This is a genomic window from Hydrogenophaga sp. ZJX-1 (assembly GCF_048590325.1).
Lineage (GTDB): Bacteria > Pseudomonadota > Gammaproteobacteria > Burkholderiales > Burkholderiaceae_C > Hydrogenophaga.
Window position 1 is genome coordinate 23,778 of sequence record NZ_JBMBRA010000009.1, and the last position, 24,199, is coordinate 47,976.

The window sequence follows — 24,199 nt, forward strand, 5'->3', positions numbered from 1 at the left end:
CTTGCGTTTCAATTGGCTGCTGAAGCGTTGAGCGGCGGCAAGGGCTGCTCCACCTCGTGGTGGGCGGGTGACAGCTGACTGGCGGCCCCGGTCTGCGGGTCGAACCAGTGCAGCGTGCCGTGCAGTCTCACCACGTCGCCCACGATCAGCAGGCTGGGCGATGTGAAGCCGCTGCCCGCCACCTTGGCCGGGAGGTCGCTCAGCGTGCCGGTGAGCACCTGCTGCGTGGACAGCGTGCCGTGCTGCACGGCGGCGATCGGTCGCGTGGCGGGGGCGCCGTGCGCCATCAGCTGGCGGCAGATGTCGGGCAGGGCGTTCAGCCCCATGTAGATCACCACCGTCTGGTGCGGGCGTACCAGCGCTTCCCAGTCCAGGTCGGCGCTGCCGTCCTTCAGGTGGCCGGTGACGAACAGGCAGCCCTGGGCGTGGTCGCGGTGCGTGAGCGGGATGCCGGCGTAGCTGGCCACGCCGCAGGCGGCGGTCACGCCGGGGATTACCTCGAAGTCCACGCCGTGAGCGGCGAGCTCCTGCATTTCTTCGCCGCCGCGACCGAAGACGAAGGGGTCGCCCCCCTTGAGGCGGACCACCAGCTTGCCTTCGCGCGCCAGCTGCACCAGCAGCCCGTTGATCTGCTCCTGGCGCATGGTGTGTTCGTTGCGCCGCTTGCCGGCAAAGATGCGCTGTGCACCGGGCGAAGCGAAGTCCAGCACGCCCGAAGACACCAGGTTGTCGTAGACGATGACGTCGGCCTGCTCCAGCAGGCGCACAGCCTTGAGCGTCAGCAGTTCCGGGTCGCCAGGGCCGGCACCCACCAGGTAGACACAGCCGCGTGACCGGTTGGAGAAAGGTCGGATGTTCATGGGTATCGGCTCCCTGTTCCACAACCGCCACCCGTGCCACAGCCACCGCTGCCGCAACCACCACCGCCACTTCCGGTGCTGCAGCCGCTGGCGGCGGGGGGCTGGGCCACCAGCTGCTGGCTCACGAAAATGAAGTTGAACTGGCCCGGCTCCAGCTCGACGAAATCGAGCACGGTGTCCTCCAGCAGGTCGACGTGGGCCGCGGCGATCACCACCGCCACGTCCTCCAGCATCAGGCGCGTGTCGTTGTCCGCGACATCGTCAAAACCCATGCCGTAGCCGATGGAGCCGTCGGGCTCGCGCCGCGCGGCCACGCGCAAGGCCAGTTGTTCGGCGTCGCTCTCGCGGGCCGCCTGTCGTATCTGTTCTGCTGCGGTTGCTGTGAGTGTGAACATGCTGCGGGCCACCTTTCAGTGTTCGCCTTTGGTGCGCAACAGGCCGGCCAGCCGGTTGCCCTGTTTCTGCGGGCCCCCGCGGGGGAAGAGGTCGTGCAGGTGGTGGTTGCTGCCGCGCTCGGGGCCCCAGACCACCGTGAAGTGTTTGATCATGGCGCGCACCTGGGCCTGCACGCCGTGCTCGGCGTAAAACGCGCGCAGGAAGTGCACCAGCTCCCAGTGCTCTTCAGTCAGCGTCAGTTCTTCCTGCGTGGCCAGCGCGCGCACGAAGTCTTCCGACCAGTCGCCGAGGTGGCGCAGGTAGCCCTCGGAGTCGGTTTCGACCGGGCGGCCGTTGACCATCAGGATGCGGGTGAACGCGTCCGGTGGCGAGGTCAAGGTAGCGCTCACTGGACGACCCTCCGTGCTGCGCACTGCGGGGCTGAGCGCCTTCGGGACGGCCGGTCGGCGCTCATGCTGCGAGCCTCTGCAGTGGCTCAGCGCGGGCGAACAGCGAACGCCGGGCGCGCACGAAGTCGACAAAATGGCGCGCCCAGTCGGTTCCCGCCACGCTGCGCAGGTGGGAATAGGTGGCCAGCAGGTTGTGCGTCACGACGCCATCGTGTTGCCCATCGATGCCGTGGCCGCGCGTGATCCGCCAGGCGTAGCGTGTGTCCGCCGGCAGCCCGTCCAGGCTGGAATAGTGGAACTCGTGGCCGCGCACGGACTGGCCTTGCAGACCGGCCCAGGGCATGTCGCTGGTGGCGCTCAGGTGCACATAACCGCGCCCCACCGGCTTTTGATGCAGCGTGGCATCGCCCGCCACCGCGCCCACCATGGCGCAGCGCTCGCCGCGCCATTGCAGCGAACGAGCGAGGTACATCAGGCCGCCGCACTCGGCGTAGGTCGGCAGACCGGCCGCGATGGACCCAGCGATCTGGGTGCGCAGCGACACATTGGCCTGCAGCTCGCGCATGAACAGCTCGGGGAACCCCCCGCCGATGAACAGGCCGTCGATGGCCTCGGGCAGCGCCGGGTCGCACAGGGTGTCGAACGGCAGCAGCTCGGCGCCCGCGTCGCGCAAGGCCTGCAGGTCGTCCGGGTAGTAGAAGCCGAAAGCGCGGTCCTGCGCCAGGGCGATGCGCACGGGCCGCGTTGAACCGACCACCGGCGCCATGGGCATGGGCGACAGGTTCAGCGCCGGCGCACTGGCGGCCAGCGCCCGCACTTGCGCGAGATCGACCTGGGCCGCGATGCGTTCGCCGATCAGCGTGATCTGCCGTGCGGCGTCGGCGTGTTCGTTGCTCGGCATCAGGCCGAGGTGGCGCTCGGCCACCGCGAGGTCGGTGTCTTCGGCGATGGCGCCCAGCACCGGTACGTCGGTGTAGTGTTCGATCACGGCGCGCAGCTTGGCCTCGTGCCGGCTGCCGCCCAGGCGGTTCAGGATGACGCCGCCGATGCGGATGCGGCGGTCAAAGGCCTGGTAGCCCAGGATCAGCGGCGCGATGCCGCGGGTCATGCCGCGCGCATCGATCACCAGCAGCACCGGCAGGTCCAGCAGCTGCGCCAGCGCGGCGTTGCTGTTGCTGCCGTCGAGTGCCAGGCCGTCGTACAGGCCCTTGTTGCCTTCGACGATGCTGATGTCGGCCCCGGCGGCCTGCCGGGCAAACACGGCACCGATCTGTTCCGGCGTCATGAGGTAGGGGTCGAGGTTGTGACAGGCGCGGGCGCTGGCCCGCCCCAGCCACATCGGGTCGATGTAGTCAGGCCCTTTCTTGAACGGCTGCACCGCGAGCCCGCGCGCCGCCAAGGCAGCGCACAAGCCCAGGCTGACCGTGGTCTTGCCCGAAGACTTGTGGGCGGCGGAGATGAGCAGGCGGTCCATGGGCTCGGCCTCTCAGGACTTGGCGGACACAAAATCGTCCTGCGGCATGAAGTCGAAGGCGCGCACGCCCACGACCGTCAGCAGCAAGGCCGCCCCCAGACCACCGGCACCGAGCAGGAACTCCGGCAGCGAGGGCACATAGTGTGCGATCACACCGTCACCGAAGCTGCTGCTCACGGCGTGGCCGGGGAATATCTCCAGCGGGAAGGCTTGGCCGCCGACGATGAAGACATAGAGGAAGGCAAACGCACCGGCCACGACCAGCACCGAGGCGGCGAAGGTGGTGCGCGCGCCCGAGAGCTTCGGGTGGAACAGCAGCACCAGCGGCAGCACCGAGCCGACCAGCACATAGCCGGCCCAGAACAGCAGCGGGTAGAGGCCGCCGTCGACGAGCAGGAAGCGCTCGAAGGCGGCCTGCCTGGCGTAGTACAGGTTGGTCAGGTGGTAGACCGCCACCAGGTACAGCGAGGCAGCGATGAACACCCCCAGCAGGCGGGCCATTCGGCGCCGGATCGCGCTGTCGAGCACACGGCCCTCCCATACATACATGGTGGACTGGGTGACCAGAAAGACCGCCAGGCCCCAGCCGAAGCTCAGCACGATGAACAGCGGCGCCAGCAGCGCCGACTGGTAGGCCTGACGTGCCACGAGAAAGCCGAAGATCGAGCCGGTGCCGGTGGTCAGCACGAAGCGCCAGACCAGGGCCGCCAGGCCGGCTGGCTTCGAATACCCGTTCATGCGCCGCTCGAACATGGTCCACAGGTAGACCGCGACGATGGCCGTCATGCCCGAGTAGAGGAAAACGTTCCAGGCGAAGACCGATTTGAAGTTGTAGTGGGTGGCTGCGACGATCACGCGGTCGGGCCGACCCAGGTCCAGCATCAGCACCATCAGGCCGCCCATCAGCAGGGCGATGCACAGCAGGCCCGAGAGCGGCGCGCGCGGCTTGTAGACCGTCTGGCCGAAGACCGATCCGATCGAAGCGACGTTGAGCACCCCCGAGGCCGCGACGATCATGAAGATCGCGAACACGTGGGGCAGGCCCCAGACGACCTGGTTGTTCATGCCGGTGACGATGTGGCCGTGCAGTTCCATGTAGTGCGCCGCGCCCAGGCCGACGGCCGTGATCGCACCGGCCAGAATGGCGACCAGCCAGAAGTTGCGGGTGTCTTCGCGGGTTCTCATGGTCTGGTTCTCTAGGACGAGATGCCGTGGTAGCGCACACCCGGGTCCAGCTTCAGGTCGGCGCGCAGCTGCGCGGTCTGGATCTCGCGCACGCGCTTCGAAATCTCGCTGGTCGGGTCGTTGAGGTTGCCGAAGACGATGGCGCCATGTCCGGCGGCGCTGCAGGCCTGCACGCAGGCGGGCTGTTCGCCCCGGTCGACCTTGTGCACGCACATCGTGCAACCCTCCACCGTGCCCATGCCGCGCGGCACGTCGGGCTTCTGGTTCGTCTGGGGTTCGTGGACGAAAGAGCGTGCCTTGTAGGGGCAGGCCATCACGCAATAACGGCAACCGATGCAGATGTGTTTGTCCACCAGCACGATGCCGTCGGCGCGTTTGAACGAGGCGCCGGTCGGGCACACGTCCACGCAGGGTGGCTCGGCACAGTGCTGGCACATCACCGGCAGCGACTGCGTGCGGCCGGTGCGGATTTCCTTGATCTCGATCTTGCGGATCCACTGCGCGTCCGTCGGTCCGGGGTTCTGTGGCAAACCGTTTTCCGTTTTGCAGGCGGTCACGCAGTCGGTGCACCCGCTGCTGCATTTGGTGCTGTCGATCAGCATGCCCCAGCGCACCTGGGGGTCGGCACCGGCCGTGGGCGCGCCGGTGGCGGGCGCAGCCTGCGCGATCTCGATCAGGCGCACGCCGGGCGCCAGCAGGATGCCGGCCAGGCCCGCGGCGGCCATGCCCAAGAAGCCGCGGCGCTCGGGCTGGACAAGGTCTTTTGAAGGGATTGGGGTTTCCGGCTTCATGGCTGGGACCTCGCAGAGGGGGTCTCGATGCCGAGCGTGCGCACCAGCCGGGCCAGCTGGGCGGTGGTGCCGGATGGATGGACCAGCGGGTGGAAGACCGACGCCGCCGCCGGCTGGGTGGCGTGGCACTCGAAGCAGTCGATCTTCACCGCGGCAAAGCTGTGGCAGCTGACGCAGAAGTTGGTTTGGGTGGCCGCCACACTCTGGGTGGTCTGGCTGGCATGGCACTCGATGCAGGTCTTCAGGCTGTACTTTGCACCGCGCAGGCCGCCGTGCACGGTCTCGTCGCGCTGGTGCTTGAGGTATTTCATGTGGTCGCGCCGCATGGTGGCCGGGTCTTCCACGCACTGGCCACCGCGCGCCGCCTCGATGACGGGCTTGGGCACGCGGCCAGACGGTGGCTCCACCGCATGGGCAGCGCCAGCCATCAGCCACCCAGCAGCGAGTGCCAGGACGCCAAGCCAGGGGACACTGCGGAACCGGCTTTGCCTGGCCGCTGGTGTCGCCCCCTGCAAGGGGGGAGGCGCAGCGCGCGCAACCTGGGGGTGTGCCATCTCTACTCTCCCAGGCCCATCTGGATATAGCCGGTCGGGCAGACGTCCTGGCAGATGTGGCAGCCGATGCACTTGCTGTAGTCGGTGTCCACATAACGTCCGGTGGTGGACTTGGACTTGGGCACCTTGAACACGGCGGTCTGCGGGCAATAGACCACACAGTTGTCGCACTCGAAGCACTGGCCGCAACTCATGCAGCGCTTGGCCTCGGCCTGCGCCTGGGCTTCGACGAGCGCCTGAAGGCGCTCGTCGAAGTTGCCCAGCGCCTCCTCTGCCGTGAGGCTGACGATGGTGCGCCGGTTGCGTGGCGTGTACGCAAAGTGGCCGAGGAACAGCTCCTTGTGCGAGATCACGTAGCGGTCGGAGCGGTTGTCGAAGTTGTGGATCGCCACGTTGCTTTTGTCGGTGCCGTGGATCGGCCCGTGCACCTCGCTGAAGCTCAGCCCTTTCTCGATCATCTTGCGCTGGAGATCAAAGACGTGCACATCGATCTTGGGCCGTTTTTCCAGCGCCTCGCCCTGCAGGAATCGGTCAATGCCCTCGGCCGCGATGGCGCCGTGGCCGATGGCCGTGGTCAGCAGGTGCGGGCGGATGATGTCACCGCCGGCGAACACGCCCGGTTGCACCTGGTAGTTCTTGTCGGCCGGCACCGCGCCCTTGCCGTTGTTGAACTCCTCCAGCCCGGTGAAGTCCACCGCCTGGCCGATCGCCGAGACGATCAGGTCGGCAGGCAGGTCCTCCTCCGTGCCTTCGATGTTCTTGATCTCCAGCTTGCCGCCCACGATCTTCGCCTCGCAGCGGATCACGCGCAGCGCGGTGGCGCGCCCGTCCGGCCCGCGCACCACGCCCACCGGCGCCAGGCCGCCGCGGATGGCGATGCCTTCGGACAGGGCGTGCTCGACCTCGTGCTTCGAGGCCTGCATCTTGTCCACCGCGAAGATCGAGGTCAGCGTCACGTCCGCGCCCTGCTTGGCCGAGACCGAGGCCACGTCGTGCGCCACGTGGCCGGCGATGGCGAACTCGGGGCGGTCGCTCTCGTGGATCTGGTCGATGTGGCCGAGGCGGCGCGCCACGGTGGCGACGTCGATCGAGGTGTCACCACCACCCACCACCACCACGCGCTTGCCCACATGGCGCAGGCGCCCATCGTTGAAAGCCTTGAGGAACGAAGTGGCCGTCACGCAGTTGGGTGCGTCCGCCCCTTCCACCGGCAGGCTGCGGCCGGACTGGGCGCCGAGTCCGAGGAACACGGCGTCGAAATCGGCGCGGATCTGTTCCATCGTGATGTCGGTGCCGATGCGGCAGTTCGTGCGCGCCACCACACCCAGGTCCAGGATGCGCTGGATCTCGGCGTCGAGCACCTGGCGCGGTGTGCGAAAACCCGGAATGCCGTAGCGCATCATGCCGCCGAGTTCGGCGCGTTCGTCAAACAGCGTGACAGCGTGGCCGCGCAGCGCGAGCTGGTAGGCCGTTGACAAACCGGCCGGTCCGCCACCGATCACGGCGACCTTTTTGCCGCTGGAAAAATCCGGCTTCTTGAACGCCAGATTGTTGGCGATGGCGTACTCGCCCAGGAAGTGCTCGACCGAATTGATGCCGACGAAGTCCTCCACCTGGTTGCGGTTGCAGCCCGACTCGCAGGGCGCCGGGCAGACCCGGCCCATGACGGAGGGGAAGGGGTTGGCTTCGGTCAGGCGGCGGAAGGCGTATTCCTGCCAGGGCATGCCGGCCGGGGGTTTCTCGACGCCGCGCACGATGTTGAGGTAACCGCGGATGTCTTCACCCGAGGGGCAACTGCCCTGGCAGGGCGGTGTGCTCTGGATGTAGGTCGGGCACTTGTGCGAGTGGTCGGCGTTGAAAATCTGCTTCTGCCACGGCCCCGGCTTGTGGTCGCCGTCCTTGTAGCGCCGGAAATTGAGGGGCTGGACGCTGATGGATTCGGGGTTGGCTGACATGAGATGTCTCCTGGGATCGTTGTGTGGTCGCGGGACGTCGGGGCGGGCGCCTACTTGTCGCCGAGCCGGATGGCCTTGCTCACGAGCTGGTGCACACCACCGACCATGCTCATGTCAAAGCCGTACTGCGGCAGCACCTTGCTGAACTGCGCCTTGCAGATGGCGCAGATGGTGGCCATGAAGTTCACGCCGTGTTCGTCCACCACGTTCTTCAGCGCCTCCATGCGCGGCAGGGCTCCCTTGATGCGCAGCTCCAGCAGGTCGTCGGTCAGCAGGCCGCCGCCACCGCCGCAGCAGAAGGTGCTTTCATGGATGGTCCCGGCCGCCATGTCGTGGAAGTTGTTGGCCACCGCCTTGATGATGTCGCGCGGGATGGTGAACTGGCCGCCGGCGAAGTCCCCCATGCGGGAGGCGCGCGCCACGTTGCACGAGTCGTGGAACGTGATGATGCGGTTGTCGTTCTGCTCTTTGTCGAACCGCAGCGCGCCGCGCACGATCAGGTCGTGCGTGAACTCGCAGATGTGCATGGGCTGCTTGTAGCGGTGGTCCAGCTGGTTCTGCAGCTCGATGGCAAACGGGTCCTTGCCGCCGGCGCCGATGCCCACCAGCGTGTTCCAGAAGCTGTAGGCCACACGCCAGGCGTGGCCGCATTCGCCCACCACGATGCGCTTGACGCCCAGCTCCAGCGCGACTTCGCGGATGCGCAACGCGACTTTGCGCAACTGCTCGTAGTTGCCGATGAACAAGCCGAAGTTGGCCGCTTCGCTGGCCATGCTGGAGAGCGTCCAGCTGACGCCCGCGGCGTGGAACACCTTGGCGTAGCCGATCAGGCTGTCCACGTGCGGCTCGCTGAAGAAATCGGCCGAGGGCGTGATCAGCAGCACCTCGGCGCCCTTCACATTCAGCGGGAAGCGCACATCCACGCCGGTCTCGTCCTTGGTGTCTTCTTCGAGGCCCAGCAGGGTGTCTTCAAGCGCCGGTCCGGGGATGCCCAGGTTGTTGCCGATGCGGTGCACCTTGCCGATGATCTCGTTGGAATATTTCTGGCCCATGCCGATGGAAGCCATGATCTCGCGCGCGGCCATGGTGACTTCGGCGGTGTCGATGCCGTAGGGGCAGAACACCGAGCAGCGGCGGCATTCGGAGCACTGGTGGTAGTAGCTGTACCAGTCGTCCAGCACCCCGCGCGTCAGGTCCTTGGCGCCGACCAGCCGGGGGAAGTGTTTGCCGGCAAAGGTGAAGTAGCGGCGGTAGACCTGCCGCATCAGGTCCTGGCGCGCCACCGGCATGTTCTTCGGGTCTTCGGTGCCGAGGAAGTAGTGGCATTTGTCGGAGCAGGCGCCGCAGTGCACGCAGGCGTCCATGTAGACGCGCAGCGAGCGGTACTTGCCCAGCAGCTCGCCCATCTTGGCGATCGCCTTGGCTTGCCAGTCCTCCACCAGCTCACCCGGAAAGCCCAGGTTCTTCTGGATCGCCTCCGACGCCACGAAGGGCTTGAGGTGCGACGTGGCACCCACCTGCACCAGCGGGATGACCGGGTAGGGCTTCAGCTTGGGGGTGGTGAATGCGGCGGTGGCCATGGCGGATGGGTGCTCCGTTTATTTGTCCAGGGCCGCGGCCCAGGTGGCCAGGTGGCGGGCTTCACGCGGGTTGTCGGTCATGGTGCGCGTGGGGCTGAAGAACAGGCCGGGCGCATGCAGCAGCTTGCTGATGGGAAAGATGATCATCAGCAGGGCCACCAGCGACAGGTGCACCAGCAGCACCGGGTCGGCGGGCAAGGGCTGCACGCTCAGGCGCATCAGGCCCAGCATGAACACCTTGACCGCCACGATGTCGGTGTGCGCGACGAAGCGCATCGCCAGGCCGGTCAGGCCGATGGCGATCAGCAGCGCCAGCATCAGGTGGTCCGAGGGGGTGGAGATGTAGCGCACGCGGTCCACCAGGAAGCGCCGCGCCCACAGACCGGCCAGGCCGGCCACCATGGCAAAACCCGCGTAGGTGCCGAAGGGTTGCACCATCGCAATGGGCAGCCAGACCGGCTCCTGAAAATAGCGCACATGGCGCAGCACCACCAGCAGCAGCGCGGCATGGAACATCCAACCGAACAACCAGGTCCATTTGCTGGAGCGGAACAGGCTCTCGAAAAACACCACCTCGCGCGTCAGGCGAAAGCCCACGCCGGTGGGCGTGAGCGGCGCGGGCGTGACGGCGATCTTCAGCGGCGCGGGCGTGACCGCGTACTGGCGGATCTTCATCGCCAGGCCGACCACGAAGATGGCGGTGGCCAGGTAAAACAGCGCAGCGAAGAAGATCGAGAGAGCGCTCATCACATGGACCTGGGTCGGGGTGGCGAAGGGGTCAGGAAGTCGGGCCGACCCGGCAAGCCGGGTGGATGCTGCAGCTTCAGACGCAGCCGGTCGGCTTGGGCAGGCCGGCGATCTTGCAGGCCTGCTTGGCGGGGCCATAGGGGAACAGGTCGTACAGGTACTTGCTGTTGCCCTTTTCTTCGCCGAACTGCTTGCCGATGGCCTTGGTGAGCACGCGCACGGCGGGGGCGATCTGGTACTCGTTGTAGTACTCGCGCAGGAAGTTGATGACTTCCCAGTGGTTGTCGGTCAGCGGGACTTTCTCTTCTTCGGCGATGTGCTCGGCGATCTCCTTGTTCCAGTCGGCCAGGTTGATCAGGTAGCCCTCTTCGTCGGTTTCGTAGGTGGCGCCATTGATTGCGATGCTCATGGTGATGTCCTCAGGTTGTCGGAATGAAAAGGGGTGGAATGCCGGCTTCAGAGCCAGCTGTTCGAGACGCTGTGTTCGGCCACCAGGTCGACGAAGCCGGCGTAGTCCACCAGCGTCACGTTGCCCAGCGTCCGGGCGGTCATGCCACGCGCGTCCAGGTCGGGTTTGAGGGCGTAGAACCGGACCGTGTGGCCGGCGTCTTTCAGGCGCTCTTCCAGCGGGCTGCCGGCGGTGGCGGCGTAGACGCCGTCTTCGATCAGCAGCACGGCGTGGCCGGGCTGGGTCATGCGCAGGCAGCTCTCCAGCGAGCCGGTCTGGTGGGGGGATTTGTTGACGATGTGCAGCATGGGGTTCTCCTCAGAAACTCAGGACCACGTCCTGCTGCGCCATCAGCTCGGCCATCTGCGCCGTGTCCAGCACCTCCACCGGCACCAGCAGATCGGCCTCGCTCAGGCCGCGCTGCGCCAGCGAGGCCTGGTCGACGTAGAGCTTCTCCACGTCGTAACCCTCCAGCGCCCGGTAGCTGGGCGAGAAGTTCTTGATGCCGATGTCCTTGGTCTGCTGGCCCTTGACCAGCTCGTAGACACCGTCGTCCATGAACACCAGGCTGACGTCCTGGTCGAGCGTGGCGGTGATCAGCACCACCTCCAGGCTCTCCAGCGCGTAGATCGTGCCGTAGGGGGCCTTGCGGTTGACGAACATGAATTTTTTCATCGTGCTTTCCGTTCAATCGCCGAAGGTCACGAGGCGGTCGGCCTTGATGCCGCTGTCCACCAGCTGGCCCAGGCCCGAAATGCGAAAGCCCGGGGCCAGCACCTCGTCCTTGATGCCGCGGCGCAGCGCGGCCGCCACGCAGACCACCAAGTCGACGTTGTGCTCGGCCTTCAGCGACGACCAGCGGTTGACGATGTGGCGGTCGTCCTGCGGCGGCTCGGTCAGCCGCGTGGCGTTGTTGACACCGTCGTGGTAGAAAAAGACGCGCTGGATCTCATGTCCCTTGGCGATCGCCGCCAGGCAGAACTGGTAGGCGCTGTCGGAGGCCTGGTGGGTGTAGGGCCCCTCGCTGACGAGTAGTCCGAATTTCATGGGCTGGGTCCGCGGGCGTTGGTCAGAAACGGATGTGGGTCGATGCGTTCAGGCTGGAGCGCGAACCGCGCCAGTCGTCGATCAGGTACTTGGTGAACGGCAACTCGCATTTCTCGAAGAAGTTGGGCCAGCCGATGCGTTCCACCCAGTCCGACAGGCGCTCCCAAGGGCGGGCGTCGGCCTTGTAGGTGTAGAGGATCTTCTTGACGATCTCCGACACCTCGGGCCAGCGCGGCGGGTTGTTCGGGATGCCCGAGGCGACCATCTTCATGAAGGTCGGCTTGCCGCGCGCGTTGGAGTTCTTGCCACCGACCCAGATGGCGAATTTGGAGTGCTCCGGGTCGTTGATCTGCATCGGCGGGCAGGGCGGGAAGCAGGCGCCGCAGCAGATGCATTTCTTCTCGTCCACCTCCAGCGAAGGTTTGCCGTTGACCAGCGCCGGACGGATCGCGGCCACCGGGCAGCGCGCCACCACCGCCGGGCGTTCGCAGGCATTGGCCACCAGGTCGTGGTTGATCTTGGGTGGCTTGGTGTGCTGGATCACGATCGCGATGTCGGCCTGGCCACCGCAGTTGATCTCGCAGCAGCTGGTGGACAGGTGCACGCGGTTGGGCATGTCCTCGCGGATGAACTCGGTGTAGAGCTCGTCCATCAGGGCCTTCACCGCGCCCGAGGCGTCGGTGCCCGGGATGTCGCAGTGCAGCCAGCCCTGGGTGTGCGCGATCATCGACACCGAATTGCCGGTGCCACCCACCGGGAAGCCGCTTTCGGTGAGGGCCGAGATCAGCGGCGCCACCTTGTTCGGGTCGGCCACCATGAACTCGATGTTCGAGCGGATGGTGAAGCGCACATGGCCCTCGGCGTAGGTGTCGGCGATGTCGCAGAGCTTGCGGATCGTGTGCACGTCCATCTGGCGCTGGGTGCCGGCGCGCACCGACCAGACCTCGTCGCCGCTGTGCGAGACGTGGTGCAGCACGCCGGGCCGCGGCCGGTCGTGGTAGCGCCAGTTGCCGTAATTCTTGAGCAGGGTCGGATGCAGGTACTGCTTGTTGTCCGGCACGCCGCTCTCGATGGGGGTACGCATTTGGGCCATGGGTTGCCTTCCCGGGTTGGACGGTTGAGAAGAAATCGGGCGGGAAAAGAGAGCGCTGCGCCGCTCAGGCCGCAGCCTGCTTGCGCGCCATGTACTTGGCGGCTTCTTCGTCCCAGTCGTCGGTGCGCACGTAGGGGTTGGTGCGCGGGGTGGACACCATGTTGGGGTCCACCTCCAGCTCGATGCCTTCGAGGAAATTGACCAGGCCGATGCGCTCGATCATCTCGCCGGTGCGCTCGTGTTCGAGCGCGTTCTCGGCGAAGAAATCGATGATCTTCTGCGCCAGCTGGACCAGGCCCTTGTAGTCCTCTTCGGTCTTGAGCGGCATGAAGGGCACCACCACCGTGCCCATCAGGTCACCGATCTTGAGCGTGCGTTTGCCGCCGACCAGGATCGTGGCGCCGGTGTCGGTGCCATGGGCCAGCGCGCCGGTCATGACGTTGATGCAGTGCATGCAGCGCACGCAGTTGCCGTTGTCGATCTCCAGGCACTGCGTGTCGTTGATCTTCACGCTCGAGATCTTCGGGCCCTGGGCCACGTCCTTGACCTCCTTGAGCAGGATGGTCTTGGTCGGGCAACGGTTGATGACGTCGTTCACCAGCTCGTTCATGCCGTGTTTGTCGAACCACTTGCGCGCCAGGGTTTCGTCGGTGCGCATGTTGTCGCGCCACGTGCCGATGACGGCCATGTCGGAGCGCTGGATCGAGTTCATGCAGTCGTTGGAGCAGCCCGAGAACTTGAACTTGAACTTGTAGGGCAGCGCCGGGCGGTGGATGTCGTCCAGGAAGGTGTTGAGCACCTGGCGGTGGGCCTTGGCCTCGTCGTAGCAGCTCTGCTCGCAGCGCGCCGCGCCGACGCAGCTCATCGAGGTGCGCACGGCCGGACCGGCGCCGCCGAGGTCGAAGCCGAGTTCGTTGAGTTCGTCGAAGGCGTCCTGCACCTTGTCGGTCCTGGCGCCCTGGAACATGATGTCGCCCGACTGGCCGTGGAAGGCGATCAGGCCCGAGCCGTGGCGCTCCCAGATGTCGCACATCTTGCGCAGCACGTCGGTGTCGTAGTGCATGCCGGGAGGCGGCTGCACGCGCAGCGTGTGGAACTCGGCGGCGTCGGGGAACTGGGGCTTGCCGTCGGCGTCCTTGAGTTCGGTGAAGCGCGGGATCACACCGCCGCCATAGCCGAACACACCCACCGTGCCGCCCTTCCAGTAGCCCTTGCGGGTGCGGTAGGAGGTTTCGAGCTGACCCATGAGGTCAACCATGTAGTCCTTCTCGCCGGCCAGCCGCTTGAGGCCGGTCACGAAGCTGGGCCAGGGGCCGCTCTCGAGCTCGTCGAGCATCGGCGTGTCGTGCATTTTCTTGGCCATGTCATGTCTCCTGTCGGGGTGCCGTTTGTGACAACGGCGGTCTCGCATCGTGGGCATTGCGGGGGCTCTTTCGGCCCGTCTTCCGGTGTGGGGTGCATCGTAGGAGCCGGGGTGGCCTTCTTGCTATCCCCCTCGTTGGCTAGGCGGGACTACCCAGATGGGTTATGCGGTCCCACCCGTCCCGGCTATAGACTGCCGGCCCCGGAATTGCGCCAATAGCGCATGAACCCAGAAACGGCCGATGCCCGCCCGTCGGCGTCGGCCCCAAGAGTGACGGAGACATGAGCCAGATCACCCCGCTAGACCGATTCCGGGTGCCCCTCGGTGGACAGGAGATCGAGCTGCAGCAGCACGACCACGACGGCGGCGGCATGAGCCTGCTGCGCACCCGCATCCGCGAAGGCAGCCGCTTCACAATCTTCGACATCGACCCCCAGACCGCCGAGCACTGGGGCCAGGCGCTGCTGCGCTGGGCGCGGGAACAAGCCAGCAGGGCGGAGGCCTCATGAGTCCGGACGAACCGCTGCTGGCCACCCTGGTCGACATGGTCTTTCCGCTGGAAGGGCACAGCCTGCCGCGCGATGCCGCGCCCGCCTTGCGGGCCGCTCTGGAGCGTGAAATGACGTGGCTGGCCGAAGAGCCGCTGGCCGGCATCCACCCGCTCAAGCTGGTGCCCGGCACCGACCCGGACGCCCTGCTGTCGCAGCGCACGCGCCTGCTGCTGCGGCTGCCGCGCGAGCGCATTGGCGCCGCCACCGAACTCGCCGGGCGCACCCTGCAGATCGGTGAACAGACGGTGACCCTGGGCCACCCGCACCCGCGCGAGCTGCTGCCGCACCGCACCCTGTACGCGTATGCGGTGGCCGCGGATGGGGACGACGAGATTGCCTTCATGCAGGCCATGAACGACGAACTGCAGACGCTGGCCGTGCGTTCGCAGGTGGTCTGCGGCAAGCGCCAGCAGCGCGACTGGCCCGCGGGCGCGCTGACCACCTTCAGCCTGATGCTGCACGGCCTCACCGCGAGCGATTCGCTGCGGCTGCAGGAGCTTGGACTCGGTCGCCACCGCCTGCTGGGTTGCGGCATTTTCGTGCCGCACAAGTCGGCCGCGGCGGTCGGCGAATAGTTCACTTCCTTCAACCCCCACAACACGGAGACACCAGCATGGGCTACCAGATCAATGGCGTTGAAATCGAAACCGATGCCGAGGGCTATCTGCTCGAACCCGACTACAGCGAAGAGGTGGTGCAGGTGATCGCGGCGGCCGACGGCATCGTGCTGACGGCCGAGCACTGGGAAGTCATCAACTACATGCGCGACCAGTACCGTGAGCACGGCCACACGCCCAACTTCCGCAACATGCTCAAGGGCTACGGCGAGATCCGCCAGGGCGTGGACAGCAAGTACCTGTACGACCTGTTTCCGCTCGGGCCGGCCAAGCAGGCGGCGAAAGTGGCCGGGCTTCCCCAGCCACTCGGCAAGGGCGGGTATTGAAATGACCCCCCCTGCGTCAGCTTCGCCGCCTTCCCCCCAAGGGGGACAACGCCAGTGGCCGGGCAAAGCCCGTTCCACGGCGTTTCCCGGCTGGGGCACTGCACCACGGGTGAGACTCTTGGCGCCTGCTTGAACATGGCCCTGCGCATCAAGAACCAGTGGTTTGACAACGGGCGACCGAAGTCCGCGAAGGAGACCGCGAGCGTCGTGGCCTTCATCGTCTGGCGCGTGACGCAGAACATGGTGAAGCAGATGCGCGAGGCCCGGTTCGACATCGACGTCGGCCCGCAGTACTTCGCCTTCATGCGCGAGATCCTGGGCTTTCTGCTCCAGGTGGTGGACCGCATGGCGTTCGAACGCATGGACGCCGAACAGCGCGCGGCATTCACCGGTGCGCTGGTGCGCCGCGTGGCCGAAATCCTGGAGGAGAGCGAGCAGGAATGGCTGGGCCATCCGCCCGAAGGCGCGGACAGCTGGCGCAACCAGTTCATCGACTTCTGCAATCAGCTTGGCGAGGCCTATGCCGACTTCGGACACGGCCCCGACGGGCCGGACTTTGGCTTCGTGCGCTACCTGGGCAGCCGCGTCGAGGCCGTGCTGCCCGCGAAGGACCGGCACTGGGTCAAGGACCAGCTGATGGCCTATGAGGTACCGGAGGCGCTGGAGATGGTGCGCCGGGGCATGCAGGGCGCGCTGTCCACCGAGCCTCGCCCCAAACGCCGCGCCTCGATGAGCGGAGACTAGACATGGCAGCCAGCACACCCAATCCGTTCGACCTCGACCAGCCGCAGGCGTATGCGCAGTGGCGCGCCGCCCGGCTGGCCGCCATGCCGCAGAGGGTGGAAGACCTGATCGTCGACGTGGCCGACCCGCGCTGCCTGAGGGTGGACGAGCGCGCGGCGCTGCTGCACACCTGCGCGCGCGCCAACATGGTGGTCTACCGCAGTCCGGTGATCGAAGAAGACAAATCGCTGCCGCGCCTGCTCGGGGCACAGCTCGGCCTGCACCGGCTCGACGCCAACTGGCTGGCCGATGAAGACGGCATCTCGCCGATCGCGGTGTCCACACAGCGGCCTGGCGCCCGCCCCGACTTCATCCCCTACACCGACAAACCCATCCGCTGGCACACCGACGGTTACTACCACCCGCTCTCGCGCCGCATCGAAGGCATGGTGCTGCATTGCGTGCGCGCGGCAGGCTTTGGCGGCCTCAGCGGACTGGTGGACCATGACCGGCTCTACATCGCGCTGCGCGACGCCAATCCCGCCTGGGTGCACGCGCTCATGGCGCCCGACGCCATGACCATCCCCGAGCGGGCCGACGACCACGGCGTGGCCCGCCCCGCGCAGAGCGGCCCGGTGTTCAGCGTGTTGCCGGGCCTGGACGGCGACCCCGCGCTGCACATGCGCTACACCGCGCGCACGCGCAGCATCGCCTGGAAGGACGAACCCGACACACGCGCGGCGGTCGCCTTCCTGGAGCAGTTGCTGTCCAGCGACGCGCCGTGGATCTTTCGCCTGCTGCTGCAACCGGGCATGGGCCTGGTCTGCAACAACGTGCCGCACGAACGCAGCGCCTTCACCGACGACCCGCAGCGCCCGCGCCTGCTGTACCGCGCGCGCTACCTCGACCGCGTCGCCGCGCCGCCCACGGCCGATCACCGCGCGCCGCAAGGGGCGCTGGCGGAGCTCCAGCTGTGAGCCACTGGCTGACCATCTGGCGGGCGGCCCAGCTCGTGGGCGTGTCGCGGGGCACGCTGCAGCAGCAGGTGCGCTCGGGCGCGCTGGTGCTGACCGAAGGCCTGGTGTCCACCGACGAGCTGCTGCGGCTCTACCCCGGCGTGCAGCTCGAAGAGACCGGCCTGCTGGAGCGGGTGGCGCACATCCGCGACGAGGCCTTTGGCAGGCGCTTGCGCGAGCGCCTGCTGCCCAGCCAGGAGGTGCTGGCGCAGCGGCTGTTCCACCAGACGCAGGAGCTGGCCGACGTGCGGCGCTGGCTGCAGCGCTACCACGCGCTGGTCATTGCGTTGCAGGCGCGCATCCATGCCCTGCAGGACGACGGTGCCACGCCGCTGGCGCTGTCGGAGCTGCAGGATTTTGTCGACCAGGGTCTGGCGCAGGCGCTCGCGACCGAACAGGCCGACCTGCTCACGGTGATGGACGACATGCTCAAAGTGATGACAGCCCAGGTGACGGTGCGCCCCAGCGGCCACCAGTTCTGTGTCGAAGGGCACGCCTCCCTGTTGCAGGCCGGCCTGCTCGCCGGGCTCAAGCTCAACTACGGCTGCGGCAACGGCACCTGCGGCATGTGCAAGGTGCGCGTGATCTCGGGCGAGGTGACGCGCACCCAGCCTTGTGACTACCCGCTGTCCGAAGCCGAGCGCGCCCAGGGCTATACGCTGGCGTGTGCCCACACCGCGGCCAGCAGCGAGCTGACGCTGGAGCTGCTGGAGGCCAGCGGCCCGCAAGACATCCCGCAGCAGCAGATCGTGACCACCGTGCGTGCCGTCACGCAGCTCGCGCCCGGCACGCGCCTGTTGCACCTGCAGACGCCACGCAGTCACCGCCTGCGCTTTCTGGCGGGCCAGTCGGTCACGCTGGGCCTGAACCGCGCGGACGGCAGCGACGCGCACGCCCTCTACCCCATCGCCAGCTGCCCGTGCGATGACCGCAACCTGCACTTCTTCATCGAGCGCCATGCACAGGACCCGTTTGCGCGCCAGCTGTTTTCCGACGGCATCCAGGCCGGCGACAGCGTCACGGTGTGGGGACCGGTGGGGGACTTCGTGCTGGCCGACAGCGCCCGGCCGCTGGTCTTCGCCGCCTGCGACACCGGCTTTGCGCCGGTCAAGAGCCTGATCGAACACGCCCTGGCGCTCGACAACGCGCCCTCGCTTTCGCTGTTCTGGCTCGCCACGCGGCCCGATGGGCACTTCCTGACCAACCAGTGCCGCGCCTGGTCGGAAGCCCTGGACCCGTTCGAATACGAGTTGCTGGCCGAGCCCGATGTGACCTTTGGCGCGCTGCAACTGGCGCAGGCCATGCGCGCCGATCTGTTCGAGATCGACTGCGACTTCTACCTCGCCGGACCGGCGGCCTTCGTGCAATCGCTCGACGCCGAGCTGCGTGCTGCCGGCGTGCCGGCGGCGCAGATCCATGCCCTGATGCTGGCCGAGCCGGTTGGGGAGATGGCATGACGGCTCAGCTCGATGACATGCCCGCGGCATCCGCCTGCAGCGGAAGCGAAGTCTTTGCCCTGCGCGTGCTCGGCACCAGCATGGAGCCCGAGTTCATGGAGGGCGAGATCATCCTCATCGAACCCGATGGCCTGCTGCGCGACGGCAGTTTCGTGCTGGCCCAGCACGGCGGCGAGTGGATCTTCCGTCAGCTTTGCCAGCGGGCGAACGGCTGGACGCTGCACGCGCTGAACCCGGCCTTCACCGACCGGCCGTTGCCGGATCTGGCGGCCGTGCGCGGCGTGATCATCCAGAAGGCGCTGCCCGGTCGGCGCCGCGCCAGCAAACGCTACGTCTGAGGAACCGCTGTGCCGTACTACATCTACCGCGTCAAACCCTTCGGCCAGCTCGACAAACTGGAAGAGCACGGCGCCTTCGCCGCAGCCTCCGGACAGGCCAAGGCGCTGCGCGCCGCGCTGCCGACCGACTCCTCCGACAAGGTGAAGGTGATCTTTGCGGAGAACGAATGGCAGGCCGAAGAGCTGCTGTGCCAGGTGCGCGAACCCGGGCACCCGGGCGAAGAATAGCCACACGGGGCCGGTCATGGTCGACGAGGCCGCCTACCGCCGCACCCAGGCCGAGGTCAACCGCCTGCCCTGTGTGTTCAAGGCGGCGTTGCTGGCGCGTCAGGCCGTGTGCGAGCTGGCGGTGCGGCACTCCGTGGCAGAGCGCGAGGTGCTGGCTTGCGGCCAGGCCCCGGCCCACCTGAACTGTGAAACGCTGGAGCGCCTGTTTGTGGAGCGGGCCACCTTTCCGCTGAAGCTGCCACCGGGCGCGCCGCTCACCCACGGCACCGTCATGCGCCTGCACTGCGGGGGCCTGCGAGGACTGCAGCAGGTGCTGGACGCCCCGCAACCCGATGTGCACCGCCTGGTGATGCAGGCCCAGGTGGAACATGGCAGTCTGGTGCAACTGCCCTGGGAGCACATCGTCGCGCAGATCGTGGCCTGGCAACCGCGGCGGCGCGCCTCGGCGCCAGACGCGTGAAGCGGCGGAGCGTGGGGATGAACGACCGCAGCGAAGGGCCGCCCCGAGCAAGGTCAGCCCCCTCGGGGGGCAGCGACCCGCGCAGCGGCGGAGCCCCGGTCCGCGCCTGACTCAAGAGGCGCGGGACGCTCGGGGGCACGCTGGATTCAGCGCTGCTGCCACTTCATCGTGGCCACGGCCCCGCCCACAATGCCCGTCAGCGCCAGGAAGGACCCGATGGCCAGTGTGGAGATACCCGACAGGCCCTGCCCGATCGTGCAGCCCATCGCCGTGACACCACCAAAGCCCATCAGCACCGCGCCGATGAGCTGGGTGCGCAGGTCCTCCATCGAGGCAAAACCTTCCCAGCGAAACTGCCGCGTGCTGACGGCGTAGGCGAACGAGCCGAGCACCACGCCGATGGCCGAGGCAATGCCAAAGGTCATGCGCAGCGACTTGTCGGTCCACAGCATCAGCATCTCCAGGTTGTAGGCCACCGGGGCGACGAAGCTCATGGACTCCAGCGTGCGGGTGTTGGTGGCGAAGTACACCGTCTCCATGGTTTCGGGGTCTTCGCCGTAGCCGAGATGGCCGGTCAGGTACCAGGCCGCCACGACCAGCAGGCCCAGCACCACCGCGCCGAACACGTGCGACGGGTTGCTGCGGAAGCGCTTGTCCTTGAACACGAACACCAGCAGGCCCAGCCCCACCACGCTCAGCGTGACCAGCAGCGCCGTCTTGTCCGGCAGCCCCGTCAGTTTGGCCAGCACCTGCGGCAGGCCCTGGGCGCTGAAGCCCCATTGCGACAGGTCCACAGCGACCGGGTCGAGGAAGCTGGTGCGCCACTGGCCAAACAGGCCCTTGAGCGTCATGTAGGCCGAGATCGCCAGCACCGTCAGCACCACCACCGAGCGCAGGCTGCCCCCACCCACGCGCACCAGGTTCTTGTTGGTGCAGCCGGCGGCGATCGTCATGCCCACGCCGAACAGGGCGCCGCCCAGCAGCAGCGACAGCCAGGGCAGCATGGGCCGCTGGTAGACCGATCTGGACAGGTCGATCTGGCCGAAGTAATAGAGCAGGTTGGCCCCGATCATCGCCACGGCGATGGTCAGCAGCCACATGCGCATGCGCCCCCAGTGCGCCATGTTGACCACGTCCGAGATCGCGCCCATGGTGCAGAAATTGGTCTTGTTGGCGACCACGCCAAAAATGAAGGCCAGGACAAAACCGCCCCAGACCACCAGCATCGACGGGTTCATTCCTTCGCTCATGTGCAGGACTCCATTTCAGGCAAAGATCACCGGCCGCGGCAGCGCTTGGCGGTAGCGGGCAACCACCGCGCCGTGTTGGTCGCCTTGCCGGCAGGGGACGGTCAGATGAACAGGCAGACGTCCGATTCACCGGCGAACTTCATGAAAGTCGCGGCGCCGCCGTATTCGACGTTGTCGATGAATTCGCTGGTCTCGAACTCAAACAGGTCCACCGTCATCTGGCAGGCAACGAACTTGACGTCAACCTCCAGGCAAACGTCGCGCAGCTCCTGCAGCGAAGCCACACCTTTGGACTTCATCTTTTTCTTCATCATCATCGTGGCCATCGCTTCCATGCCCGGCAGCATCTGCACCATCACCGGCATGGGCACCGGCATCGGCATGGCGGGGTTCGCCAGCGGGCTGATCTGCACGCCATCGAGGCTCTTGCGCAGCAGTTGCAGGCCGTAGAAGGTGAAGAAGATTTGCACGTCCCAACCCAGCGACGCTGCTGTGGACGCCAGGATGAACGGCGGGTAGGCCATGTCCAGCGTGCCCTTGGTGGCGATCAACGCCATTTTTTTGCTTGCCACGTTGCGTGTCTCCGGCGTGGTGAAAAGGCGCGAGGGGTTCAGGCCTTCTTGAGGTAGAACACGAACTTGCTGTTTTCGCTGCTCTGTTCGAGCAGGGCATTGCCCGTCTGTTCGGCAAACGCGGCCATGTCGCACACCGAGCCGGGGTCGGTCGCCACCACGCGCAGGATCTGACCGCTGACCATGTCGGCCAGCGCCTTCTTGGTCTTGACGATCGGCATCGGGCAGGCCAGGCCAGAGGCGTCAAATTCCTTGTTGAAATCCATCATTGTCTCCAGTGTTTTTTGACGGCCTTTGGGCACCGCATGGAGCTTGATTCTTCAAGAGGACGCTCGGCCCGTCTATCACCGCAAAGGGTGATGACGGGTAGCCCATATGGGTGATGTGGTTTTCCCCGTGGTGCCACGGGTCGGGGCCAGCACGCAGACTGCGTGCTGGCGGAGGGGCCTCAGCGCTGGGGCATGTCTTTCGCGCCGTAGCCCAGACTCACCGTTGCGTCGGGCGGGATCGGCGGCATGGTCGCGTCCCAGGCCAGCCACTGTTCGCGCATGCGCGCGAGCCGCCCGGGCTCGCGCCTGGCGAGGTTGGCGCGCTCGCGTGCGTCGGCCGGGATGTTGAACAGGTACTCGTGGCCATCCACCATCAGGTACTTCCAGTCGCCCTCGCGCAGCGCGCGCTGGCCCCGGTGGTTCATGCGCCAGTGCATCGGCCGCTCGAAACGCTGTGCCGGATCGCGCAGCAGGGCTTCGAGCGAGACACCGTCGAGCGGGTACGCCGGGTGCGGCTGGCCATCACCGAGCGCGAGCAGGGTGGCCGACCAGTCCATGGTCATGGCGTGTTGCGCGCTCACGCTGCCGGCGGGGATGGCCGCGGGCCAGTGCGCGACCCAGGGCACGCGGATGCCGCCTTCGGTCAGGTCCATCTTGCCGCCCACCAGCGGCCAGTTGTCCGAAAAGCGTTCGCCGCCGTTGTCGCTGGTGAAGACGATCAGCGTGTTCTCCAGCAGGCCTTCTTCGCGCAGTGCAGCCGTGATCCAGCCGATGCCTTCGTCCATGTGGTGGATCATGCGGCGGTAGGCGTTCACGTTGCCGCCGTCCAGATGGAACAGGTTGGCCGCCACTTCGGGCGCCACGTGCGCGTCGTCGCGTGTCTCCCAGGGCCAGTGCGGCGCGGTGTAGTGCAGGCTCAGGAAGAAGGGCGTCCCGCTTCTCGCCTCGTCGGCTCGGGCCTTCACATGCTCCACCGCCTTGTTGGAGAACACGTCGGTCAGGTAGCCCACTTCCTTGTGGGTGTCTTCGCCGATGTACAGGTCGTGGTCGCCGCTGGACGAGCAGTGGGTGAAGTAGTCCACGCCGCCGGCCATGATGCCGAAAAATTCTTCGTAGCCCGAGCGCAGCGGACCGAAGTGCGGCGGGTAGCCCAGGTGCCATTTGCCGATCAGCGCGGTGCGGTAGCCCGCGTCCTTCAGCAACGAGGGCAGGGTGGGCATCTCGGGCGGCAGGCCCAGCGTGGCGCTGCCCTTGCTGCGGCTGTTGATGGGCTCTTCCAGCGCGCCGCGCAGGCGGTACTGGTAGCGCATGGTGATCATGGCAAAACGCGTGGGCGAACACACCGGCGAGTTGGCGTAGCCCTCGGTGAGCTTCAGGCCACCGGCGGCGAGCGCGTCGATGTTCGGCGACACCGGGCCGTCCGGCCCTTCGCGGCCGCCGTAGCAGCCGAGGTCGGCATAGCCCAGGTCGTCGCTGACGATGTAGATGATGTTGGGGCGTTTCATGAATCGCTCAGTTCGCTTTCATGCCGGTGTTGCGCACGATCTCGCCGTAGCGCGCGTTCATGCCGGTCAGACGCTGGGTCGCGGCAGCGCCCGTCAGCCCTTCGAAAAACAGGTCCAGGTTTTTCAGGCGCTCCTTCACGTCGGGACGCTGCAATGCCTCGGCGATGCCCCTGGACAGCGTCTGAACCACGGCGTCGGGCGTGGCGGCCGGCACCATCACGAGGTACAGCACCTGGGTTTCCAGCGCCTTCAGACCCAGCTCGGCAACGGTGGGCAGTTGCGGCGCCAGTTGCGAACGCTGGGCGCTGGTCACCGCCAGGGGCGTGATCTTGCCGCTCTGCACATGCGGCAGCATGCCCGGCGTGGCCAGGATGCCGCCGTCCACCTCGCCGCTGAGCACGGCGGTCACGGCGGGCGTGTTGCCACGGTACGGAATGTGGGTGGTCTTGACGGGTGTGCTGCTGCCCAGCACGGCGGCGGCCAGGTGACCGGGGCTGCCGTTGCCGCCGGAGCTGAAGTTCAGGGTCCTGGCGCGCCCCTGGGCGAGCAGGTCACCAAAGCTCTTGATGCCCGTGCCCGGGTTGACGCCGATCAGCAGGCCCGAAGAGGCCATGATGATCACCGGCTTGAGATCGTCGGGCTTGAAGGGCATGCTCGCGTAGAGGTGCGGGTTCACGGTGAACGCGGTATCGATGCCGAACAGCACCGTGTGGCCATCGGGCGCGGCTTTGGCCACGGCGGCCGCACCGACGTTGCCACCGGCACCGGCCTTGTTTTCCACCACGAAGGGCTGTTTGAGCGTTTCCGCCAGCACGGCGGCCACCGAGCGCGCCAACAAATCCGACGGCCCGCCGGGCGGGAAATTGTTGACGAAGGTGACGGGCCTGGACGGCCAGGTTTGGGCCAGGGCGGCGGAAGTGCCGAAGGCGGCGACGGCGGCGCAGGCCAGGGCGGCCAGGGTGTGGCGACGGATGCGGTTCATGGTCATGCGGGTCTCTTCTCAGA

Annotated in this window: 30 protein-coding genes; 9 read left to right on the plus strand and 21 right to left on the minus strand. The window is 66.9% G+C overall.

Features of this window, described 5'->3' with window-relative positions; genetic code table 11:
- Nucleotides 1-8 precede the first annotated feature (8 nt).
- The 16 genes from cobA to dsrA all read right to left on the minus strand — a co-directional run bounded on the left by cobA (nucleotide 9) and on the right by dsrA (nucleotide 13,882).
- Nucleotides 9-860 carry a uroporphyrinogen-III C-methyltransferase gene (gene cobA / locus ACN5W5_RS21235; protein ID WP_420050430.1) on the minus strand — a complete coding sequence of 284 codons (852 nt, stop codon included), beginning with the start codon at nucleotides 858-860 and terminating at the stop codon, nucleotides 9-11.
- A complete protein-coding gene (locus ACN5W5_RS21240) occupies nucleotides 857-1,255 on the minus strand; it encodes a hypothetical protein (RefSeq protein WP_420050431.1) in 399 nt (132 codons plus the stop codon). The genes cobA and ACN5W5_RS21240 overlap by 4 nt, the downstream gene beginning before the upstream one ends.
- Nucleotides 1,256-1,270: 15 nt before the next feature.
- Nucleotides 1,271-1,645 (minus strand): TusE/DsrC/DsvC family sulfur relay protein, encoded by a 375-nt coding sequence (locus ACN5W5_RS21245; protein ID WP_420050432.1) that lies wholly within the window; start codon nucleotides 1,643-1,645, stop codon nucleotides 1,271-1,273.
- 61 nt (nucleotides 1,646-1,706) lie between these two features.
- Nucleotides 1,707-3,119 carry a cobyrinate a,c-diamide synthase gene (locus ACN5W5_RS21250; RefSeq protein WP_420050433.1) on the minus strand — a complete coding sequence of 471 codons (1,413 nt, stop codon included), beginning with the start codon at nucleotides 3,117-3,119 and terminating at the stop codon, nucleotides 1,707-1,709.
- A 12-nt stretch (nucleotides 3,120-3,131) separates the two neighbouring features.
- Nucleotides 3,132-4,304, minus strand: a complete 1,173-nt coding sequence (gene nrfD / locus ACN5W5_RS21255) for an NrfD/PsrC family molybdoenzyme membrane anchor subunit (RefSeq protein WP_420050434.1) — start codon at nucleotides 4,302-4,304, stop codon at nucleotides 3,132-3,134.
- A gap of 11 nt (nucleotides 4,305-4,315) precedes the next feature.
- Entirely contained in the window at nucleotides 4,316-5,095 is a 780-nt protein-coding gene (gene dsrO / locus ACN5W5_RS21260; RefSeq protein ID WP_420050435.1) for a sulfate reduction electron transfer complex DsrMKJOP subunit DsrO, read from the minus strand.
- Complete coding sequence (locus ACN5W5_RS21265) at nucleotides 5,092-5,481, minus strand: hypothetical protein (RefSeq protein ID WP_420050436.1); 390 nt, start codon at nucleotides 5,479-5,481, stop codon at nucleotides 5,092-5,094. Before ACN5W5_RS21265 ends, dsrO begins: the two co-directional genes overlap by 4 nt.
- Before the next feature lie 170 nt (nucleotides 5,482-5,651).
- Nucleotides 5,652-7,604, minus strand: a complete 1,953-nt coding sequence (locus ACN5W5_RS21270) for an NAD(P)-binding protein (protein ID WP_420050437.1) — start codon at nucleotides 7,602-7,604, stop codon at nucleotides 5,652-5,654.
- 50 nt (nucleotides 7,605-7,654) lie between these two features.
- A complete protein-coding gene (gene dsrK, locus ACN5W5_RS21275; protein ID WP_420050438.1) occupies nucleotides 7,655-9,184 on the minus strand; it encodes a sulfate reduction electron transfer complex DsrMKJOP subunit DsrK in 1,530 nt (509 codons plus the stop codon).
- 18 nt (nucleotides 9,185-9,202) lie between these two features.
- Nucleotides 9,203-9,931 (minus strand): respiratory nitrate reductase subunit gamma, encoded by a 729-nt coding sequence (locus ACN5W5_RS21280; protein ID WP_420050439.1) that lies wholly within the window; start codon nucleotides 9,929-9,931, stop codon nucleotides 9,203-9,205.
- Between the two features lie 76 nt (nucleotides 9,932-10,007).
- Complete coding sequence (locus ACN5W5_RS21285) at nucleotides 10,008-10,340, minus strand: TusE/DsrC/DsvC family sulfur relay protein (protein WP_177137169.1); 333 nt, start codon at nucleotides 10,338-10,340, stop codon at nucleotides 10,008-10,010.
- A 47-nt stretch (nucleotides 10,341-10,387) separates the two neighbouring features.
- Nucleotides 10,388-10,687, minus strand: coding sequence for a sulfurtransferase complex subunit TusB (tusB, locus tag ACN5W5_RS21290; protein ID WP_420050440.1), 300 nt, complete (start codon nucleotides 10,685-10,687; stop codon nucleotides 10,388-10,390).
- Nucleotides 10,688-10,697: 10 nt separating this feature from the next.
- Nucleotides 10,698-11,054, minus strand: a complete 357-nt coding sequence (gene tusC / locus ACN5W5_RS21295; RefSeq protein ID WP_210825991.1) for a sulfurtransferase complex subunit TusC — start codon at nucleotides 11,052-11,054, stop codon at nucleotides 10,698-10,700.
- 12 nt (nucleotides 11,055-11,066) lie between these two features.
- Nucleotides 11,067-11,426: a sulfurtransferase complex subunit TusD gene (gene tusD, locus ACN5W5_RS21300; protein ID WP_420050441.1), complete on the minus strand. Its 360-nt coding sequence runs from the start codon at nucleotides 11,424-11,426 to the stop codon at nucleotides 11,067-11,069.
- A gap of 22 nt (nucleotides 11,427-11,448) precedes the next feature.
- Nucleotides 11,449-12,519, minus strand: coding sequence for a dissimilatory-type sulfite reductase subunit beta (dsrB, locus tag ACN5W5_RS21305; RefSeq protein WP_420050442.1), 1,071 nt, complete (start codon nucleotides 12,517-12,519; stop codon nucleotides 11,449-11,451).
- A gap of 64 nt (nucleotides 12,520-12,583) precedes the next feature.
- The gene (dsrA, locus tag ACN5W5_RS21310; protein WP_420050443.1) at nucleotides 12,584-13,882 is read right to left on the minus strand and encodes a dissimilatory-type sulfite reductase subunit alpha; all 1,299 of its coding nucleotides are present in this window, start codon (nucleotides 13,880-13,882) and stop codon (nucleotides 12,584-12,586) included.
- A gap of 281 nt (nucleotides 13,883-14,163) precedes the next feature.
- On the opposite strand from dsrA, the gene ACN5W5_RS21315 reads away from it, so the two are divergent.
- From ACN5W5_RS21315 to ACN5W5_RS21355, 9 genes are all read left to right on the plus strand, one after another.
- On the plus strand, nucleotides 14,164-14,391 hold the full coding sequence (locus ACN5W5_RS21315; protein WP_420050444.1) for a DUF6967 family protein: 228 nt from the start codon (nucleotides 14,164-14,166) through the stop codon (nucleotides 14,389-14,391).
- Nucleotides 14,388-15,008, plus strand: a complete 621-nt coding sequence (gene cas6, locus ACN5W5_RS21320) for a type I-MYXAN CRISPR-associated protein Cas6/Cmx6 (protein ID WP_420050445.1) — start codon at nucleotides 14,388-14,390, stop codon at nucleotides 15,006-15,008. Before ACN5W5_RS21315 ends, cas6 begins: the two co-directional genes overlap by 4 nt.
- A 38-nt stretch (nucleotides 15,009-15,046) precedes the next feature.
- Entirely contained in the window at nucleotides 15,047-15,376 is a 330-nt protein-coding gene (locus ACN5W5_RS21325) for a TusE/DsrC/DsvC family sulfur relay protein (protein ID WP_420050446.1), read from the plus strand.
- A gap of 135 nt (nucleotides 15,377-15,511) precedes the next feature.
- Complete coding sequence (locus ACN5W5_RS21330) at nucleotides 15,512-16,120, plus strand: hypothetical protein (RefSeq protein WP_420050447.1); 609 nt, start codon at nucleotides 15,512-15,514, stop codon at nucleotides 16,118-16,120.
- 2 nt (nucleotides 16,121-16,122) lie between these two features.
- A complete protein-coding gene (locus ACN5W5_RS21335) occupies nucleotides 16,123-17,076 on the plus strand; it encodes a TauD/TfdA family dioxygenase (protein WP_420050448.1) in 954 nt (317 codons plus the stop codon).
- Nucleotides 17,073-18,572 (plus strand): 2Fe-2S iron-sulfur cluster-binding protein, encoded by a 1,500-nt coding sequence (locus ACN5W5_RS21340; protein WP_420050449.1) that lies wholly within the window; start codon nucleotides 17,073-17,075, stop codon nucleotides 18,570-18,572. Before ACN5W5_RS21335 ends, ACN5W5_RS21340 begins: the two co-directional genes overlap by 4 nt.
- Nucleotides 18,569-18,910, plus strand: a complete 342-nt coding sequence (locus ACN5W5_RS21345; RefSeq protein ID WP_420050450.1) for a S24 family peptidase — start codon at nucleotides 18,569-18,571, stop codon at nucleotides 18,908-18,910. The genes ACN5W5_RS21340 and ACN5W5_RS21345 overlap by 4 nt, the downstream gene beginning before the upstream one ends.
- Nucleotides 18,911-18,919: 9 nt before the next feature.
- Nucleotides 18,920-19,138 (plus strand): hypothetical protein, encoded by a 219-nt coding sequence (locus ACN5W5_RS21350; RefSeq protein ID WP_420050451.1) that lies wholly within the window; start codon nucleotides 18,920-18,922, stop codon nucleotides 19,136-19,138.
- A 16-nt stretch (nucleotides 19,139-19,154) separates the two neighbouring features.
- Nucleotides 19,155-19,598: a hypothetical protein gene (locus ACN5W5_RS21355; RefSeq protein WP_420050452.1), complete on the plus strand. Its 444-nt coding sequence runs from the start codon at nucleotides 19,155-19,157 to the stop codon at nucleotides 19,596-19,598.
- Between the two features lie 146 nt (nucleotides 19,599-19,744).
- Here ACN5W5_RS21355 and ACN5W5_RS21360 read toward each other — a convergent pair whose 3' ends face one another.
- The 5 genes from ACN5W5_RS21360 to ACN5W5_RS21380 all read right to left on the minus strand — a co-directional run bounded on the left by ACN5W5_RS21360 (nucleotide 19,745) and on the right by ACN5W5_RS21380 (nucleotide 24,182).
- Nucleotides 19,745-20,848, minus strand: coding sequence for a YeeE/YedE family protein (locus ACN5W5_RS21360; protein WP_420050453.1), 1,104 nt, complete (start codon nucleotides 20,846-20,848; stop codon nucleotides 19,745-19,747).
- Between the two features lie 101 nt (nucleotides 20,849-20,949).
- The gene (gene dsrE2, locus ACN5W5_RS21365; protein WP_420050454.1) at nucleotides 20,950-21,420 is read right to left on the minus strand and encodes a sulfur carrier protein DsrE2; all 471 of its coding nucleotides are present in this window, start codon (nucleotides 21,418-21,420) and stop codon (nucleotides 20,950-20,952) included.
- A 38-nt stretch (nucleotides 21,421-21,458) separates the two neighbouring features.
- On the minus strand, nucleotides 21,459-21,686 hold the full coding sequence (locus tag ACN5W5_RS21370; RefSeq protein ID WP_420050455.1) for a sulfurtransferase TusA family protein: 228 nt from the start codon (nucleotides 21,684-21,686) through the stop codon (nucleotides 21,459-21,461).
- Nucleotides 21,687-21,868: 182 nt separating this feature from the next.
- Nucleotides 21,869-23,194 carry a sulfatase gene (locus ACN5W5_RS21375; RefSeq protein ID WP_420050456.1) on the minus strand — a complete coding sequence of 442 codons (1,326 nt, stop codon included), beginning with the start codon at nucleotides 23,192-23,194 and terminating at the stop codon, nucleotides 21,869-21,871.
- Between the two features lie 7 nt (nucleotides 23,195-23,201).
- Nucleotides 23,202-24,182: a Bug family tripartite tricarboxylate transporter substrate binding protein gene (locus ACN5W5_RS21380; protein WP_420050457.1), complete on the minus strand. Its 981-nt coding sequence runs from the start codon at nucleotides 24,180-24,182 to the stop codon at nucleotides 23,202-23,204.
- Nucleotides 24,183-24,199: the final 17 nt, after the last annotated feature.